The sequence below is a fragment of the Kitasatospora sp. GP30 genome (assembly GCF_029892145.1).
GTDB lineage: Bacteria > Actinomycetota > Actinomycetes > Streptomycetales > Streptomycetaceae > Kitasatospora > Kitasatospora acidiphila.
In genome coordinates, this window is the sequence record NZ_JARZAH010000028.1 from 23,275 (window position 1) to 39,684 (window position 16,410).

A 16,410-nucleotide genomic window follows, 5' to 3' on the forward strand; every position below is an offset into this window, starting at 1 on the left:
GGCAGCCCGCTGCGGTCAAGGACTGTCCCGGGTCGTTCAGAAGCACCATCTTGCCCCTGAAACGCAGCAGCCCCGAATCGCCTTGGGCAAATTCATCCCATCATTCTATGATGCGATCCATGTCCACGGCCGAGAAGACCACCCAGCACCCCGAAACCCCCACCGCACCCGCGCCGCCCCGCACCAAGGGCACTGAGGACACCGAGGGCCGCGCCCGGCTGCTCGGCGCCCTGCTCGCGCTCGCCGTCGCACTCGCCGCGGTCAACCTGCGGCCGGTGGTCACCAGCCTCGGCCCGCTGCTCTCCAAGGTCCGCACCGACCTGCACATGAGCGCCACGGTGGCCGGCCTGCTCGCCGCCGTGCCCTCGGTCTGCTTCGCGCTGTTCGGCTTCGCCGCGCCCGCCCTGGCCCGGCGGTTCGGGCCGACGCTCGTGGTCACCGCCGGCCTGGGTGCCATCACCGCCGGGGTCGCGGCCCGCTCCTTCGCCGGGAGCACCGGGGTGTTCCTGCTGCTCACCGCGGTCGCGCTGGCCGGCGTCGCGGTCGCCAACGTGCTCATCCCGGTGGTCATCAAGCGCTACTTCCCGCAGCGGGTCGGCCCGATGATCGGCCTCTACGCGATGGCACTGTCGCTGGGCACCGCGCTGGCCGCCGCCGTCAGCGTGCCGCTGACCAACGCGCTGGGCGGCGGCTGGCGGCTCGGCCTGGGCAGCTGGGCGGTGCTCGCCGCGGTCGGGCTGCTGGTCTGGGTGGTCACCGTGGTGCTGCGCCGGGACGGCCGGGGCGACGGCTCACAGGGCGCGGCCGAGGGCCGGCTGCGGATCGCCCGCAGCGGCACCGCCTGGGCGCTGGCCGGGTTCTTCGGCTGCCAGGCGGGCGGCGCCTACGCCACCATGGGCTGGATCTCGCAGATCTACCAGGACTCCGGCCTCAGCGCCGGCACCTCGGGGGTGCTGCTCGCCGTGGTGATGGCGGTCGGCGTGCCGGTCTCCTTCGTGCTGCCCAACCTGGCCGCGCGCCGCGGCGACCAGCGGCTGTTCGTGGTGGTGCTGGCGCTCTGCGGGATCGCCGGCTACCTCGGCCTGGCGCTGGCGCCGGCCGGCGGCGCCTGGCTCTGGGCGCTGCTGGTGGGGCTGTCCAACTGCGCCTTCCCGCTCACCTTGACGATGATCGGGCTGCGGGCGCGCACCAGCGGCGGGGTGGCGCAGCTGTCCGCCTTCGCGCAGGGGGTCGGCTACCTGATCTCGATCCCGTGTCCGATCGTGGTCGGCATCCTCTACCAGGGCACCGGCGGCTGGTACCTGCCGCTGGCCTTCATGGGCGCCCTGCTGGTGCCGCAGCTGCTGATCGGGCTCCGCGCGGCGCGCAACCGCTTCGTGGAGGACGAGGTCGGGGCGGCCTGACCGGACCCCGGTGCGGGCCCTGTGGAAAGGGATGCGACACTCGGCACATGCCCGTTCTCGATCCCAACCCGCCGAACAGCCACCGCAAGCTGCTGGGGATCCTCGGCATGTTCCTCGGCGTGGTGGTCGTCGTCTCGATCATCGCCACCGTCGCCCAGTCGATGGGTTGATCCCCAACAGCTGAGCCGGCCGGCCGGTTTTCTGGGAAGCTGACCCCATGACCGACGACGCGACCGCCCGCAGGATCATCGTTCTCCGCCACGCCAAGGCCGACTGGCCGCAGGTGGACGACCATGAGCGGCCGCTCGCCGAGCGCGGCCGGGCGGAGGCGCCGGTCACGGGCGAGTGGCTCGCGGACTCCGGGCTCAACCCGGACCTCGTGCTCTGCTCCACCTCGGTGCGCACCAGGGAGACCTGGAAGCTGGTCTCCCACGAGCTGCCCAAGCGCCAGCGCCACACGGTCTTCGAGAAGCGGATCTACGACGCCACCGCGGGCGAGATCATCGAGGTGCTCAAGGAGACCCCCGACGACGTGGCCGACCTCCTCCTGGTCGGCCACAACCCCGGCGTGCAGAACCTCGTCGAGGTCCTCGCCGGCGACGAGTCCATGGGCGACGCCCTCACCCAGCTGCGCCAGCGCGGCTTCCCGACGGCGGGCGTCGCGGTACTGGCCTTCGAGGGCAAGTGGGACGGGGTGGAGCCGGGGGTGGCGAAGCTGGTGTCGTACTACGTGCCGGGGCTGGAGTGACGGGTCAGAGGGTGGCTCAGAGGCCGGTGAGGTCGACGTCGATCTGGAAGGGCGCGGTGGCCTTGACCAGCCCGGTGAAGACCTCGGTGGCGCGGTAGCTCATGGTCTCCGGGTCGAGTTCGTAGGTGAAGACCTTGGGCTCGGGGCCAGTGACCTGCTCGACTCGCCAGTAGTACCTGATGCCCGCCTGGGCGTACTGCAGCGGCTTGAAGACGCGATCGGTGGTCTCCGAGCCGGGGGAGACCACTTCGACCACGAGCAGGATGTACTGCGGTCGCATCGGTCGGGCATCGATCTTATCCGCCTGGTAGACCACGATGTCGGGGCAGCGGTTGGTGAGCGGGATGTCCTGCAGACGGACATCGAAGTCAGAGTCGGCGAACCACTCGGCGGGCGAGGCCGTATCCAGTGCATTGGCAAGGAGCCTGGCGATCCGGTTGTGCCGAGGTGTAGCGCTGGGGCTCATGACGACCATCCCGTCCACGATCTCGATATCCGCACACAGCTCCTCCGGCAGGGAGTCGTACTCCGCTGCCGTTATCGGCTGGTGCATCCAATCGGGCGCGGGGCGGTGCGAGGCGACGGTCTCAGCGGTCATGGCTGCCTCCAACAGGCATCTCAGTGCTCCACCGCCGACCATAGCGCGGGCCGGGGGTGTCGAGCCCGGCCCGCGGGGGTGGGTCACTCTTCCGGGGCGGCGTGGAGGTCGGCGGCCTCGACTTCCTCGCGGGTGATGCCGAGGAGGTAGAGGACGGTGTCCAGGAAGGGGACGTTGACGGCGGTGTCGGCGGCTTCGCGGACGACCGGCTTGGCGTTGAAGGCCACGCCGAGGCCGGCGGCGTTGAGCATGTCGAGGTCGTTGGCGCCGTCGCCGATGGCCACCGTCTGGGCCAGCGGGACGCGGGCCTGGTCGGCGAAGCGGGTGAGCCAGCGGGCCTTGCCGGCGCGGTCCACGATCTCGCCGCTGACCCTGCCGGTGAACGTGCCGTCCACCACCTCGAGGGTGTTGGCGGCGGCGAAGTCCAAGCCGAGCAGCTCCACCAGGTAGTCGGTGACCTGGGTGAACCCGCCCGAGACGATGCCCACCTGGTAGCCGAGCCGCTGCAGGGTGCGGATCAGGGTGCGGGCCCCCGGGGTGAGCCGGACCTCGGAGCGGACCTTGTCCACCACCGAGGCGTCCAGCCCGGCCAGCAGCTCGACCCGGGCCCGCAGCGACTCCGCGAAGTCCAGCTCGCCGCGCATCGCGGCGGCCGTCACCTCGGCCACCTCGGCCTCGCAGCCGGCGTGGGCGGCGAAGAGCTCGATCACCTCGTCCTGGATCAGCGTGGAGTCCACGTCCATCACCACCAGCCGCTTGGCCCGCCGCTCCAGCCCGGCCGCGACCACCGCGACGTCCACCCGCTGGGCCGCCGCCTCCCGGGCCACCGCAGGGCGGAGCAGCTCGGTGGCCACGCCGGAGACGGCCAGTTCGACCGCGGTGATCGGGTACTTGGCGAGCCGGAAGATCCGGTCGATGTTGCCGCCGCTCTCAGTGATCCGGGAGGTGACCGCCGAGACGGCGGCGGCGGTGAGCGGATGGCCGAGCACCGTGACATGCGAACGGCCTTCGGCACGCGGCCGGTTGTCGCCGGTGCCGGAGATGATCTCGGCCTGCAGCCGGTGGTCCTCGGCCCAGCGGTGCACGGTGGCCCGCAGCGCGCCCTCGACGCCGGGGCCGACCACGGCGGGCGGGGTGACCAGGGCGCAGAGCGTTATCCGGCCGCGGGTGACGACCTGCTCGATGTCGATCACGTCGACCTCGAAGCCGGCCAGGGTGGCGAAGAGGCCGGTGGTGATGCCCGGGCGGTCCTTGCCGAAGACCTTGACCAGCAGGGTGCGCTCGTCGTCGGCGATCCGGGGCTGCGGTGGTGTGCTGTCCATGGTGCTGCCCACGCTACCTGGCGAACCCGGGACGGCCAGGGGTCGTCCGGCTCGTGGACGCGCACCGTTCACCTCCCCGGCACCGCCCGTCACCGGGCTGCCGTGAGAACGTTGCCACCAGGTCACAGTCCGTGGGGCCGACTTTTCGCCCTCAGGGCCGAGCTGGAATGATTACCCCCCGTCAGACGCGATATTCCTCACCCTCCCCAATCCACACGGGGATGCCATCGGGGGACCGAGAGAGCGGGGCAGGCGGACAGTGCCGCAACTCCTTCTAGAAGTCAACGGACAGCAGCGGACGCTGGAACCGGGGCAGTCCTACACCATCGGACGGGATCCGCAGGCGGATCTCCCGTTCGACGACGCCAGGGTGTCATGGCGGCACGCCACCATCTCGTTCAACGGCGCCACTTGGCAGCTGGAGGACCACGGCAGCACCAACGGCACCTGGATCGGTGGCGGGCGGACCCTGCACACCCAGCTGCTGCCCGGCACCGTGCTCAACCTGGGCAACGCGGAGAACGGCCCCCGGCTGGCCTTCTCCGCCCCGGCGGCGCAGCCCGTGGCCCAGCCGGTCGGCCAGCCCATGGGGCAGCCGCCGATACACGAGGCGGAGACCTACCGGCACACCCCGCCGGCCCAGCCGATGGGCTACCAGCAGCAGGGTGCCATCCCGCAGCAGCAGGGCTACCAGCAGCAGGCCGGCTACCCCCAGCAGGCCGGCTACCCCCAGCAGGGCGGTTACCCGCAGCAGGGGGCCATCCCGCATCAGCAGGCGCAGCAGCCCCAGCAGCAGCCGTACCCCGGGGTCCACCAGGACTTCGGCCACGGCGTCGGCGGCGGCCCGGTCGGCTACGTCAGCGAGCGCAACCCCACCATGATCCGGAACCTGACCTCCGCGATGCGGATGGTCCGGATCGGTCGTGCCCTGGACAACGACATCGTCGTCTCCGACCTGCAGGTCTCCCGGCACCACGCCGAGCTGCGCCAGCTCACCGACGGCCGCTACGAGATCGTCGACCTCGGCTCGCACAACGGCATCTACGTCAACGGCCAGCAGGTGCAGCGTCAGCTGCTCGGCCCGCAGGACCGCCTGACGGTCGGCCACTCGTCCTTCCAGCTAGTCGGCGACCAGCTGCAGGAGTTCATCGACAACGGCCCGGTCTCCTTCTCCGCGCACCACTTGACCGTCGAGGTCGAGCACAAGGGCGGCAAGAAGGTGCTGCTCAACGACGTCAGCTTCGGTGTTCCGGAGAAGTCGCTGGTCGCGGTGATCGGCCCCTCCGGCTCCGGCAAGTCCACCCTGCTGCGCGCGCTGACCGGCTACCGACCGGCCGACCGCGGCGAGGTGCTCTACGACGGCCGCAACCTCTACAAGCAGTTCGCCGAGCTGCGCCAGCGCATCGGCCTGGTACCGCAGTCGGAGATCCTGCACAAGGAGCTGACGGTCCGCACCGGTCTGAAGTACGCGGCCCGGCTGCGCTTCCCCGGCGACACCGAGCCGTCCGAGCGCCAGCGCCGGATCGACGAGGTGCTCTACGAACTGCGCCTGGACAAGCGGGCCGAGAACCGCATCACCGCGCTCTCCGGCGGTCAGCAGAAGCGCGTCTCGGTCGCCCTGGAGCTGCTCACCAAGCCTTCGCTGATCTTCCTGGACGAGCCCACCTCGGGCCTCGACCCGGGCATGGACCGCGAGGTCATGCAGATGCTGCGCGGCCTGGCCGACGACGGCCGCACCATCCTGGTGGTGACCCACTCGGTGGCCGAACTCGCGCTCTGCGACCGGCTGCTGGTGATGGCGCCGGGTGGTTCGGTGGCGTACTTCGGTCCGCCGGACGAGGCCCTGCACTTCTTCGGCTACGAGACCTGGGCGGACGTCTTCCAGGCGTTCGAGAACTACCCGGACCACGACTGGGCGGGCCGCTACAAGGGCTCGGTGCACTACCAGCAGTACGCGGCGGCCGTCGACGGCGTGGCGGTGCAGCAGGCGCCGGTCAACCAGCAGCCGGTGCTGCCGCCCAAGCCGCAGAGCTGGGGCTCGCAGCTGTGGACGCTGATCCGCCGCTACCTGTCGGTGATCGGCTCCGACAAGGGCTTCATGGCGCTGTCGGTGATCCTGCCCGCGGTGCTCGGTGTGGTCTCCACCGTGGTCCCGGCCACCTTCGGCCTGCGGGCCAACCCGCACGGCACCAACAACGCGGCCGGCACCATCATGCTGGTGCTGGCGATCGGTGCCTGCTTCTCCGGGGCGGCCAACTCGGTCCGTGAGTTGATCAAGGAACGGGCGATCTACGAACGAGAACGAGCGACCGGCCTGTCCCGGAGCGCGTACCTGATGTCGAAGATCATCGTGCTCGGGTTCTTCAGCCTGCTGCAGGGCACGATCATCGCCGCGGTCGGCTTCTCCACCCGCAAGCTGCCCACCTCGGGCCTGCTCTTCTCCAGCGCGCCGGCCATCGAGATGGCGATCGGCATCATCCTGCTGTCCTTCACCTCGATGATGTTCGGCCTGGTGATCTCGGCCCTGGTGAAGACGGCGGAGAAGACCATGCCGCTGCTGGTGATGTTCGCCATCATCCAGGTGGTCTTCACCGGCTGCCTCTTCCAGCTCTTCGACAAGGCGGGCCTGGCCCAGGTGGCCTGGCTCATGCCGGCCCGCTGGGGTGTCGCCACGGTCGGCACCACGCTGGACCTCGGCCACATGATGATCCTCGACCCCGCGCACATGAACGAGCACGACGGCCTGTGGAAGCACAGCGTCGCGCAGTGGGCGATCGACGCGGGCATGCTGGTGGTGCTCTCGGTGCTGCTGGCCTTCGTGGTCCAGCGGCTGCTGCGCCGCCACGAGCCGGAGGTCATGCAGAAGGGCTGACCCGGCCTCACCTGGACTGTTGCGGGCGGTATCCCCTGAACGGGGGTACCGCCCGTAGTCGTATCTCATGGATGAGATATCGTCTCGCCCATGGCAGATGACTACCTGGCGCGCATCGGCAAGCTCATTCGGGACGCCCGCAAGCACCGCGGTTGGACCCAGGCGGAACTCGGCACGGCCCTCGGCACCAGCCAGAGTGCCGTCAACCGGATCGAGAACGGCGGGCAGAACATCAGCCTTGAGATGATCGCCCGGATCGGTGAGGCGCTGGACAGCGAGATCGTCTCGCTCGGCTACGCCGGACCGATGCACCTTCGGGTGGTCGGCGGCCGCCGGCTCTCCGGCAGCATCGAGGTCAAGACCAGCAAGAACGCCTGCGTCGCGCTGCTCTGCGCCTCGCTGCTGACCACCGGTCGCACCACGCTGCGCCGGGTGGCCCGGATCGAGGAGGTCTACCGCCTGCTGGAGGTGCTCAACAGCATCGGCGTGAAGACCCGTTGGATCAACGACGGCGCCGACCTGGAGATCACCCCGCCGGCCGAGCTCGACCTGGACGCCATGGACCAGGCCGCGGCCCGCCGCACCCGATCGATCATCATGTTCCTCGGCCCGCTGATGCACCGGGTGGACCGCTTCAAGCTCCCCTACGCCGGCGGCTGCGACCTCGGCACCCGCACCGTCGAGCCGCACATGGCCGCGCTGCGCCGGTTCGGCCTGGAGGTCACCGCCACCACCGGCATCTACCACGCCGAGGTGGACCGCGCCGTCAGCCCCGACCGCCCGATCGTGCTGACCGAGCGCGGCGACACCGTGACCGAGAACGCGCTGCTGGCCGCCGCCCGGCATGACGGCGTGTCGGTGATCCGCAACGCCAGCCCCAACTACATGGTCCAGGACCTCTGCTTCTTCCTGGAGAAGCTGGGCGTGCGGATCGAGGGCATCGGCACCACCACCCTCACCGTGCACGGCCTGCCCCAGATCACCTGCGACGTGGACTACGCGCCCAGCGAGGACCCGGTGGAGGCGATGAGCCTGCTGGCCGCCGCCGTGGTCACCGGCTCCGAACTGACGGTCCGCCGGGCGCCGGTGGAGTTCCTGGAGATCGAGCTCGCGGTGCTGGAGGAGATGGGCCTCGACTACGACCGCGGCCCCGAGTACTTCGCCGACAACGGCCGCACCCGGCTGGTCGACCTGACGGTCCGCCCGTCCAAGCTGCGGTCGCCGATCGACAAGATCCACCCGATGCCGTTCCCCGGCATCAACATCGACAACGTGCCGTTCTTCGCCGCCATCGCGGCAACCGCCCAGGGCTCCACGCTGATCCACGACTGGGTCTACGAGAACCGGGCCATCTACCTGACCGAGCTGACCCGGCTGGGCGCCAACGTGCAGCTGATGGACCCGCACCGGGTGCTGGTGGAGGGCCCGACCCGCTGGCGGGCGGCCGAGATGATGTGCCCGCCGGCGCTGCGCCCGGCCGTGGTGGTGCTGCTGGCGATGCTGGCCACCGAGGGCACCTCGGTGCTGCGCAACGTCTATGTGATCAACCGCGGTTACGAGGAGCTGGCCGAGCGGCTCAACTCGATCGGCGCCCAGATCGAGACCTTCCGCGACATCTAGGGACGGTCGTCACGGTCGGGTTGCGCGGGCCGCAGCCCGACCAGGTCGGCGGTGATCAGCGGGTGCGGTGGACCTGCCCGCGCTGCGGGCCGCTACGGCGGCCAACACGGGTTGTGGGGACTGCCGTTGGGATCTGGAGGAACTGCTCGACGGCTGACGGGGACCCGCCGGGGCGCCGTCAGCCGTTCTCCTTCGGGAGCGCGGCGATCGCGGCCTCGATGCCGGCCAGCGCCATCTCCAGGCCCTGGTCGAACTGGCGGTTGCGGGCGCTGGCGAAGTCCAGGTGCCGGTCGTAGCCGAGTTGCTGCTCGAACTCGGTGAAGCGGGAGTCGTGGGCGGACAGCATGTCCTGCATCTGCCGGTAGACGGTGTTCTCGTCGTTCTCCAGCTGCCGGACCCGCCGGGCCCACATGGACTCGGCCATGGCGACGCCGTAGGCGAACTGGAAGACCAGTGCGACCGCGCCGGCCAGGGCGTCGCCGGTCAGCCCGGTGCCGGAGAGCGCGCTCATCGAGCTGCTGGCCATCAGCATCGCGTTCGGGCCGACCGACAGGTAGCGGCCGACCATCTCGGCAGCCCACGGATGCTCCAGGTAGCACTTGCGGTACTCATGGGCCATCACGTAGATGTGCCGGCGCCAGTCGCCGTGGTCCTCCAGCGGCGGCACCTTCATGGTGCCGAAGGCCGCGTCCAGGGCGAGTTCGAGCAGATCGTCCTTGCTGTCCACGTACCAGTAGACCGACATCGGGGTGACGTCGAGCTCGGCGGCCAGCCGGCGCATCGAGAACGCGTCGATCCCCTCGTCGTCGAGCAGCGCCACCGCGGTGTCGATGATCCGCTCCCGGCTCAGCCCGGTCGGCGCGGAACCCCGCTTCTTCCGCTTGGGCGGGGTGAGCCAGACGCTCATGGCGGGGTCACGGGGCTTGTCTGCCATGCCTGCTGCCCTCTGTCCTTCGTGCTGCGGTTCTTCGGAACGCGGTTCTGCCTGGTGGTACGACGACGGCACGGCCGCCCGCATCCGAGCGGACGGCCGTGCTGTGATGGTAGATCGTCGCCATGCCTCAGCCAGCCTGGGCCACCGGCTGGTCGGTGGGCTGGTCGCCGGGGGCGGCCACCGGCGGCTCGACCCGGCCCGCCCGCTGGATCAGCCAGCCCGCCAGCAGACCGCCGATCAGCACCGCCACCGCGCCGATCAGCTGGCTGTTGGTCAGGCTGTCCCCGAAGGCGGACCGCACCTGGTGCTCGCCGGCCGTACCGGCGGCGGCCAGCGCCTCCGGCAGCGAACGACCCACCGAGGACGGCAGACCGGCCGGCAGCTTGCCGGTGAACCCGGCGGTGAGCACCGCGCCGAGCACCGCGACGCCGAGCGAGTTGCCCAACTCGCTGAGCGTGCCCATCAGTCCGGAGCCGACACCGGCCTTCTCCGGCGGGATCGACGACATCACCGAACCGGCCATCGCGGGCTGCGCACAGGCCACCCCGGCCCCGATCAGCACCAGGCCGAGCAGGATGCCCGGGTAGGAGCCGTGCCGGCCGAGCTCGGCGATCGAGGTCAGACCGAAGGCCAGCAGGGTCAGGCCCAGGGCGATCGCCACCCCCGGCTTCAGCTTGCCGGTCAGCCGCATCCCGGTGCCGGTGAGGTTGAGCAGCACCACGGTCAGCGCCATCGGCGCGGTCCGCAGACCGGCGCTCAGCGGGCCGTAGCCGAGGACGAACTGCAGGTGCTGGGTCAGCAGGAAGAGCGAACCGCCCATGCCGAAGCTGACCAGCACACCGCCGGAGACCGCGCCGCGGAACTTGCCGTTGCGGAAGAACCCCATGTCGAGCAGCGGGTGTTCGATACGGCTCTCCCAGAGCGCGAAGACCACCAGCAGCAGCAGGCCGAGGCCGCCGGAGACCAGGGTGCGGGCCGAGGTCCAGCCGGCCTCAGGGCCCTGGATGATCCCGAACACCACGCCGACCATGCCGGTGGTGGAGAGCAGCACGCCGAGCACGTCGGGCCGGGCACCGCGCGGGTCCTTGGACTCCGGCACCAGGCGGGCGACCGCGATGAGGCCGAGCACCACCACCGGCAGGTTGACCATGAAGCAGGCGCCCCACCAGAAGAACTTCAGCAGCACACCGCCGATCACCGGGCCGACGGCGAAGCCCAGCATGGCCACGGCGGACCAGGCCGCGATCGCCTTGGGCTGCTCCTCCGCGTCGAAGGTGCGCACCACGATCGCCAGGCTGGTGGCCAGCAGCAGGCTGCCGCCGACGCCCATGCCGGCCCGGGCGGCGATCAGCTGCGCCGGGTCGGAGGCGAGCGAGGCGCCCGCCGAGCCGAGCCCGAACAAGGCCAGTCCGATCAGCTGCACCTTCTTGCGGCCGTACCGGTCGGCCATGCCGCCGGCGGCGATCAGCAGGCCGGCCTGGGCCAGCGAGTAGGCCCCGATGACCCATTGGAGCTGCCCGGTGTCGGCATGCAGGCCGGTGGCCAGCGACGGCAGCGCAACGTTGAGGATGGTGTTGTCCAGGATGACGACCATCTGCACCAGGCAGATGACGGCTAGCACCAGCCAGCGGTCTGGCCGGCGTGTTACGGCGTTTTCTGGCATGGCTGAGCCCCCGGTTTTTCCGCGCACGGCGGTGTCGCCGCGCACTCTCTTGTACGGTGTAGAAGTGTTCTACACCGTACAAGGGATCGTGGGGGCGCGCCAGTCGGTTCTGAACGCGTGTCAGGTCTGGATGACCGTCAACTGGTGGCCGACTCGGTGAGGTTGATGCGCCAGTCGTTGCTGAGCATGAAGCGGCCGGGCGGGTACTCGAACTCGGTCTCGCCCGCCAGGGTGAAGCCGGCCCGGCGGCAGACCGCGTTGGAGGCCGGGTTGTCGACCGAGGGGAACGCGTGCAGCCAGGTGTGCCGCTTGGTGGCCGCCGCGTGCTCGGCGGCCAGCCGGGCCGCTACGGCGGCGATGCCGCGCCCCTGGAACGGGGGGAGCACGTTCCAGCCCATCTCGAAGACCTGCTCGCCGTGCCAGCGGCGGGAGTAGTAGCCGACGCTGCCCGCCTTGGTGCGGCCGGTGACGATGCGGAACATCTGGCCGGTGCCGAGGCCGGGGAACTCCAGGTAGCGCCGGTGGCGCACCAGCAGGGCATCCGGTCCCTCCGGGCCGCCGACGTGCTTGCGCATCTCCTCGGTGTTGATCAGTCGCAGGAGGTCGAGGTCGTCCTCGGCCCAGGGTTCGATGCGGACATCGGCGGCGGACGTGGTCATGCGGTGCTCACTCTCAGGACGTTGCCGGTGAGCTCGCGACCCTAGCCGGTGGGTGGTCGCCCGGCACCTGGGATTTGCCGGCAGCCGAGCCTTGCCGGGAGGCGGCTGCGCCCGGCCTCGCGAGCCTACGCCCCCTTGCGGAACATGCGGTTCAGGGCCTTTCCCGCCTGGAGGTCGGGAACCGGGCCGGCGACGGTAACGCCGAGCTCCTCCGCCAGCGTCTTCAGGTGCAGGTCGACGGTCGACTCGATGAGCTCGGCGTGCAGCGCGGCAGCCCGCCGGCCGCGGCTCCAGGCCACCAGCCCCGCCGCGATCCCGGCCACCGCTGACGGCCACCAGAACAAGCCCAGCACGACGTAGCAGACGGCCCACGTCGACCCGTTCACCGCCGCACTGAAGCGGGCCCGGGAGGTACGCAGCTCTGCCCGGACGGGCTCCGGCAGCACGAGCCACAGCCGTGTCCAGCAGGAGGCGAGGTCGATGCCGTACTGGTTCCGCAGCCGGCTGTCGGTCGCGGCGAACCGGTCACCGGTGAAGGTCGGTTTGCTCGGCACGGCGAGTGCGATCCCGTCGCGGCGGGCGGTGAGCTCGTCGATGGCGTCCCGCGTCTCCTCCCCGCGCCGAGCTGCCGGTACCACCGCGCGGAGCCTGTTGATCTCCCGCTGGACCTCCTCCCAGCGCGCTCGCCGCCACGAGGTCAAGCGCTTCGCCGGCTGCCTCGCCGGGGCGGGCCAGTCTCCGGTCCAGACCCGCTCGACGCCCCCGGCGCACGTCTGCACGAAGGTCCCCACCGCGACGGAGCCGAGGACGATCACCGCGACCGCGGCCAACTGCCCCACGGTGGACCACTTGCCCGCCTCCGCCGCCCAGTGCCCGACCCGCTCGCGCAAGGCGGTCAGGTCGAGTGCGGCTCCCTGGCCGAGCACCGCGCCGGTCGCCGCGGCGGCCATGAACAGCAGACCGGGGACGGCCAGCGCGGACAGCCACTTGTCGACCAGCTTCTCGCCCAGGCCGTCGAGGATCGTGGCCACCGCTTCACGCCTCGGTGACGAGCAGGGCGCGGTCGCGCAGCCAGCAGCGGCCCCCGGCCGGAACGGGCCCGCCCGGCTCCCGGACCAGGCTCAGGCTGCACCAGCCGTCGGGGCAGCGGTACGACTCGCCCGCGGCGCGCGGCCTGGCTCCGATCATGTCGCCGGGCCCCGGCTCCTCCCCTCGCACCGGCCCGGTCTCCTCCAGTACGTACTGCGGGATGCCCAGCGCCGCCACTGCCACCAGGACCGGTGTGTCCGCCAGCACCGCCCGCACGGCGGCCGCCAGTTCAGCCGCCCTGCCCTGCGCCGCCAGGTCCTCCGTCAGCCAGGGCAGGGCCGAGCAGAGCGCGGCCCGCCGATCCCGATCCAGGTTCATCTACTGTCTCCCTCCCGGGGCCGACTGCGGCCCGCTGTGAATCACGGCCCGCTGTGAATCATCGAAGCCCAGAACAGCGGTTCGCCGTAGCGCGGATGACCGCGCAGCGCTCCCACCGCTTGGTGCAGGACCCGCGCAACATCCGGTGCGGCAGCTGCGGCGAGCCGCCGGTACACCTCGCGGGCCAGTAGCGGACCCATGTCGTCCTCCACGGTCCACAGGCTTCCGATCACCTGCCGGTAGCCGCACAGTTGGAAGGCCGAGGCGACCGAGATGGCCTCATTGGCCAACTCCTCGCCCGGCGCGGCACTGTGGCAGGCGGAGAGATAGGCGAATTCGGCACCGAGCAACCGCTCCGAGGCTAGCTGACGCAGCGTCAGACTGCCGCTGTGCAGCAGGAGTCTGCTGTTCGACGGATCGGAAGGGTCCCGCACGCCGTGGCAGGCCAGATGGGCGTGCGAGTGCGTGCGCAGTGCCGCCAGCACCGCATCCGGGGTGGCGTCGGTGTGACGGAGTTCGGACCGGGGGCCGGGCAGTTGAACCGTCGCCGCCAGTTCGTCGTCGAGGGCGGTGAGCCGCGGGTAGGCGTTCCCCGCGTCCACGGCGACGGCAAGGAGCGAGGACTGGCCGCCAGCCGGCGCGGACCTGGCGCGGGCGTGGAGCAGCGAGCTCAGCGTCGGCACATAGGAGGAGACCACGCGGTCGTGCGCGTACCCGGGAGTCGGGTGCTGCTGCCGCTCGGGGCTGTCGAGAACGGCCGCGTGCAACGGCAGTTGGGAGAGCGCACCGGTGAGGCACCACCACAGTCTGGGCAGGGGCTTGCCCGGCCGCGCCGGGCGGTCGAAGCCCAGCCGGTCGAGGACCGGGCCCACGACGGTCTCGCCCAACCATCGGAGCGCCTGCTTCATTTCGCGGTCGTACCGGTACTTCTCGCCAGGCGGGGTGCCCGGCGTCGTGAGCTTCGCGACCGCCGCCCGGAAGGTTGCGGCCCGGCTGTCGATCTCCTGGACCGTGACGTCCGGCAGCGGCAGCACCTCGATGACGGTACGGCCGAACCGGCGGCGCAGCAGGAGGACGTCGCAGCGCACCATGGAGACGTTGACAACGGCGACGGGCCCCTGAGCTGCGGCCTCCCTCAGGCGCTTCCAGTCCGGTGGACGGTGGAAGTCCGCGAATCCGGGAAGCGCGCGAATCTGCCGAACCACCTCTTCGAACGCTGCCGCCGAAGCCTTGCGCTCCTCCCGTCCGCCCTGCTGCTCGACCAGCTCCTCGCAAATCTGCTCGAAACGCTGGGCGAGTCCGGGCGCGGCCGCACGCAGGTCGTCGTGCCGTCCGCGCAGCTGGAGCGCTTGAGCCAGCAGGACGCCACGTCCCTGTTCCAGCCGGATCAGCGCCTCGCGGGGCCGACCCGCCGTGATCTCCACGGCAGCCGCGTCGTTGGCCAACGCGCCCACCAGCCGCAGCCGCACCTCCTGGGCGTCCCTGCTGAGTGCCCGTCCGGTCAGCTTGGGCAGCAGGTCGTTCAGCGCCACGCCGTAGGCCGTGCGCGCCTGCGCCAGGTCGCCCAGCGTGACGCAGCTCATCGCCCACAACTCCGCGCCGTACAGCCGGGTCCGCACGTCCTGCGTCGGTGCCAGCGCGGTGATGCGGGACTGCGTGACCGTATCGACCAGGTCGGCGCCGGTGTTCCGGCTCAGGCCCCGCACGGCCAGCAGGCCGCTCAGCTCCACGCGGGCGATCGGCTGGGTCAGCCCGGTGTCCGAGGGCTGCCCCGCCACCTGCCTGAGGATCGCCTCGGCGGTGGCGAGGTCTTCGTCCCGGGCCGTGTGCATGCCGCGTTTCCGCAGCGCGACGGCGAGTTTGACCAGCATCACGGGGTAGTCGTGCTGGGACGGCGGAGTGACGGCTACCGCGTGCCTCAGGTGCGCCACGGCCTCGTCCAGTTCGGCGGGATCTCCGTAGGCGTCGAACCGCGTGGTCAGGACGCCGGCCAGGTTGGTGAGCCGCTGGGAGTGGGCGGGCGAGGCGGCCGTCCCGGTGGTCTGCCCATCGCGGACAGCCGCCGTGGCCGCGTCCAGATCGGCCGGGCTTCCCAGTGAGGCGTATCGGTCGAGGTAGGCCAGGCCCAGGAACGAGGAGGCCGACGCCCGCTGCTCGTCGTCGAGCGGGCCGGCCAGGGCGTCCGTGAGTTCGCTGATCGACTCGTCGAGGTCGTCGAGGTCGCCGTTGATCTCGAAACGCATCCGCAGGACCTGGCCCAGTTCGACGCGGCGGTGGGTGCGGCCCGGTTCGGCCGCCGTGGCCACCGTGGCTCGCAACTCGTTGATCATCGCGTCGAGCCGGGCCGGATCCGGGTCCCGGTGGTACTGCTCCATCTCGACGCCGATGCTGCCTTCGTACACCGCGACCGACGGCGCCTTCGCCTGGGTCTGTGCGATCCGGGCCAGCATCGGCTCGCGCGAGGGATCCCCGAGGGGCAGCAGGGCGAGCGCCTCGCGCATGTGGTGGAGGGCTGCGGCCCGCAGCCCCTCCGGGTCACCGTCACCGCCGAGGTCGGCCAGTGTGGTGAAGACCGTGCCGAGATTGAAGCTGATGGCCGCCTCGGACTCCCGCCCCCGCGCACCCGCCAGCGCCTCGATCATGAGCGCTGCGGCCAGCGCGAACTCGTCCGCGTCCGAGGCCGGTTCGCTCGCCAGGAACAGCGCAATGCCGACCGCGTGCAGGATCTCGTACACGGGCACCAACTGCGGCGGGTCCTTCTCGAACGCCTCGCGCAGCACCCGTGGCACCGCGTCGGGACGCAGTGCGTGCACGACCGCGAAGAGGAAGACGGACGTGTGGTGCTCCCACTCGCTCTTGCCCTCGGGTAGTCGCTTGATCCGCGCAAGGTAGTAGCAGGCCGCCATGAACACCGTTTCAAGGTCGACACCTTCAGGCCCGCCGGCCTGATCGGGAGTCAGCCGCTCCCGTGCGTCGTACACGATAGAGGCCACCAGGAAGTGCGCCTCCTGGCTCAGCACGGGTTCCGGCTCGTCGGCCAGGAACGGCAGCCCGTCGTCCGGCGCGGCCATCGCCTTCCGAACGGCGGCGCGAAAGGCCGCACTCAACTCGGACACCAGTGGTCCCCCCACTTTCCGCGCCCCGGGTGACGGTCACCGTACCTGGTGAGGGTGGCCGCGTGTGC

The 16,410-nt window shown here is 71.0% G+C and carries 13 protein-coding genes; 5 read left to right on the forward strand and 8 right to left on the reverse strand.

Features of this window, described 5'->3' with window-relative positions; genetic code table 11:
• Window positions 1–119: 119 nt before the first annotated feature.
• From P3T35_RS28970 to P3T35_RS28980, 3 genes are read left to right on the forward strand one after another with little or no spacing between them, the layout of a single operon-like run.
• Entirely contained in the window at window positions 120–1,403 is a 1,284-nt protein-coding gene (locus P3T35_RS28970; RefSeq protein WP_101382876.1) for an MFS transporter, read from the forward strand.
• A 47-nt stretch (window positions 1,404–1,450) separates the two neighbouring features.
• Window positions 1,451–1,573, forward strand: a complete 123-nt coding sequence (locus P3T35_RS28975; protein WP_280708371.1) for an SGM_5486 family transporter-associated protein — start codon at window positions 1,451–1,453, stop codon at window positions 1,571–1,573.
• 47 nt (window positions 1,574–1,620) lie between these two features.
• Complete coding sequence (locus P3T35_RS28980) at window positions 1,621–2,151, forward strand: histidine phosphatase family protein (RefSeq protein ID WP_101382877.1); 531 nt, start codon at window positions 1,621–1,623, stop codon at window positions 2,149–2,151.
• 16 nt (window positions 2,152–2,167) lie between these two features.
• On the opposite strand, the gene P3T35_RS28985 is transcribed toward P3T35_RS28980, so the two are convergent.
• Together P3T35_RS28985 and serB are read right to left on the reverse strand one after the other, a co-directional pair.
• Window positions 2,168–2,749: a Uma2 family endonuclease gene (locus P3T35_RS28985; protein ID WP_101382878.1), complete on the reverse strand. Its 582-nt coding sequence runs from the start codon at window positions 2,747–2,749 to the stop codon at window positions 2,168–2,170.
• A gap of 83 nt (window positions 2,750–2,832) precedes the next feature.
• Window positions 2,833–4,071, reverse strand: a complete 1,239-nt coding sequence (gene serB, locus P3T35_RS28990) for a phosphoserine phosphatase SerB (protein WP_101385362.1) — start codon at window positions 4,069–4,071, stop codon at window positions 2,833–2,835.
• 259 nt (window positions 4,072–4,330) lie between these two features.
• On the opposite strand from serB, the gene P3T35_RS28995 reads away from it, so the two are divergent.
• Both P3T35_RS28995 and P3T35_RS29000 read left to right on the forward strand, forming a co-directional pair.
• Window positions 4,331–6,943, forward strand: coding sequence for an FHA domain-containing protein (locus P3T35_RS28995; protein WP_101382879.1), 2,613 nt, complete (start codon window positions 4,331–4,333; stop codon window positions 6,941–6,943).
• Window positions 6,944–7,033: 90 nt separating this feature from the next.
• Window positions 7,034–8,563: a UDP-N-acetylglucosamine 1-carboxyvinyltransferase gene (locus P3T35_RS29000; protein WP_101382880.1), complete on the forward strand. Its 1,530-nt coding sequence runs from the start codon at window positions 7,034–7,036 to the stop codon at window positions 8,561–8,563.
• Between the two features lie 178 nt (window positions 8,564–8,741).
• Here P3T35_RS29000 and P3T35_RS29005 read toward each other — a convergent pair whose 3' ends face one another.
• The 6 genes from P3T35_RS29005 to P3T35_RS29030 all read right to left on the reverse strand — a co-directional run bounded on the left by P3T35_RS29005 (window position 8,742) and on the right by P3T35_RS29030 (window position 16,342).
• On the reverse strand, window positions 8,742–9,497 hold the full coding sequence (locus tag P3T35_RS29005; protein WP_180356650.1) for a TetR/AcrR family transcriptional regulator C-terminal domain-containing protein: 756 nt from the start codon (window positions 9,495–9,497) through the stop codon (window positions 8,742–8,744).
• A 127-nt stretch (window positions 9,498–9,624) separates the two neighbouring features.
• Complete coding sequence (locus tag P3T35_RS29010) at window positions 9,625–11,160, reverse strand: MFS transporter (RefSeq protein WP_101382882.1); 1,536 nt, start codon at window positions 11,158–11,160, stop codon at window positions 9,625–9,627.
• A gap of 137 nt (window positions 11,161–11,297) precedes the next feature.
• Window positions 11,298–11,819: a GNAT family N-acetyltransferase gene (locus P3T35_RS29015; protein WP_101382883.1), complete on the reverse strand. Its 522-nt coding sequence runs from the start codon at window positions 11,817–11,819 to the stop codon at window positions 11,298–11,300.
• Between the two features lie 125 nt (window positions 11,820–11,944).
• Window positions 11,945–12,850, reverse strand: a complete 906-nt coding sequence (locus P3T35_RS29020; RefSeq protein WP_101382884.1) for a hypothetical protein — start codon at window positions 12,848–12,850, stop codon at window positions 11,945–11,947.
• Between the two features lie 4 nt (window positions 12,851–12,854).
• A complete protein-coding gene (locus P3T35_RS29025; protein WP_101382885.1) occupies window positions 12,855–13,226 on the reverse strand; it encodes a hypothetical protein in 372 nt (123 codons plus the stop codon).
• A 41-nt stretch (window positions 13,227–13,267) separates the two neighbouring features.
• A complete protein-coding gene (locus P3T35_RS29030; protein WP_101382886.1) occupies window positions 13,268–16,342 on the reverse strand; it encodes a CHAT domain-containing protein in 3,075 nt (1,024 codons plus the stop codon).
• Window positions 16,343–16,410: the final 68 nt, after the last annotated feature.

Excerpts from the sequence above, each read along its gene's own strand:
- P3T35_RS28970 (WP_101382876.1), top strand. The coding sequence starts at position 120 with ATGTCCACGGCCGAGAAGACCACCCAGCACCCCGAAACCCCCACCGCA.
- P3T35_RS28975 (WP_280708371.1), top strand. The coding sequence starts at position 1,451 with ATGCCCGTTCTCGATCCCAACCCGCCGAACAGCCACCGCAAGCTGCTG.
- P3T35_RS28980 (WP_101382877.1), top strand. The coding sequence starts at position 1,621 with ATGACCGACGACGCGACCGCCCGCAGGATCATCGTTCTCCGCCACGCC.
- P3T35_RS28985 (WP_101382878.1), bottom strand. The coding sequence starts at position 2,749 with ATGACCGCTGAGACCGTCGCCTCGCACCGCCCCGCGCCCGATTGGATG.
- serB (WP_101385362.1), bottom strand. The coding sequence starts at position 4,071 with ATGGACAGCACACCACCGCAGCCCCGGATCGCCGACGACGAGCGCACC.
- P3T35_RS29000 (WP_101382880.1), top strand. The coding sequence starts at position 7,034 with ATGGCAGATGACTACCTGGCGCGCATCGGCAAGCTCATTCGGGACGCC.
- P3T35_RS29005 (WP_180356650.1), bottom strand. The coding sequence starts at position 9,497 with ATGGCAGACAAGCCCCGTGACCCCGCCATGAGCGTCTGGCTCACCCCG.
- P3T35_RS29010 (WP_101382882.1), bottom strand. The coding sequence starts at position 11,160 with ATGCCAGAAAACGCCGTAACACGCCGGCCAGACCGCTGGCTGGTGCTA.
- P3T35_RS29015 (WP_101382883.1), bottom strand. The coding sequence starts at position 11,819 with ATGACCACGTCCGCCGCCGATGTCCGCATCGAACCCTGGGCCGAGGAC.
- P3T35_RS29025 (WP_101382885.1), bottom strand. The coding sequence starts at position 13,226 with ATGAACCTGGATCGGGATCGGCGGGCCGCGCTCTGCTCGGCCCTGCCC.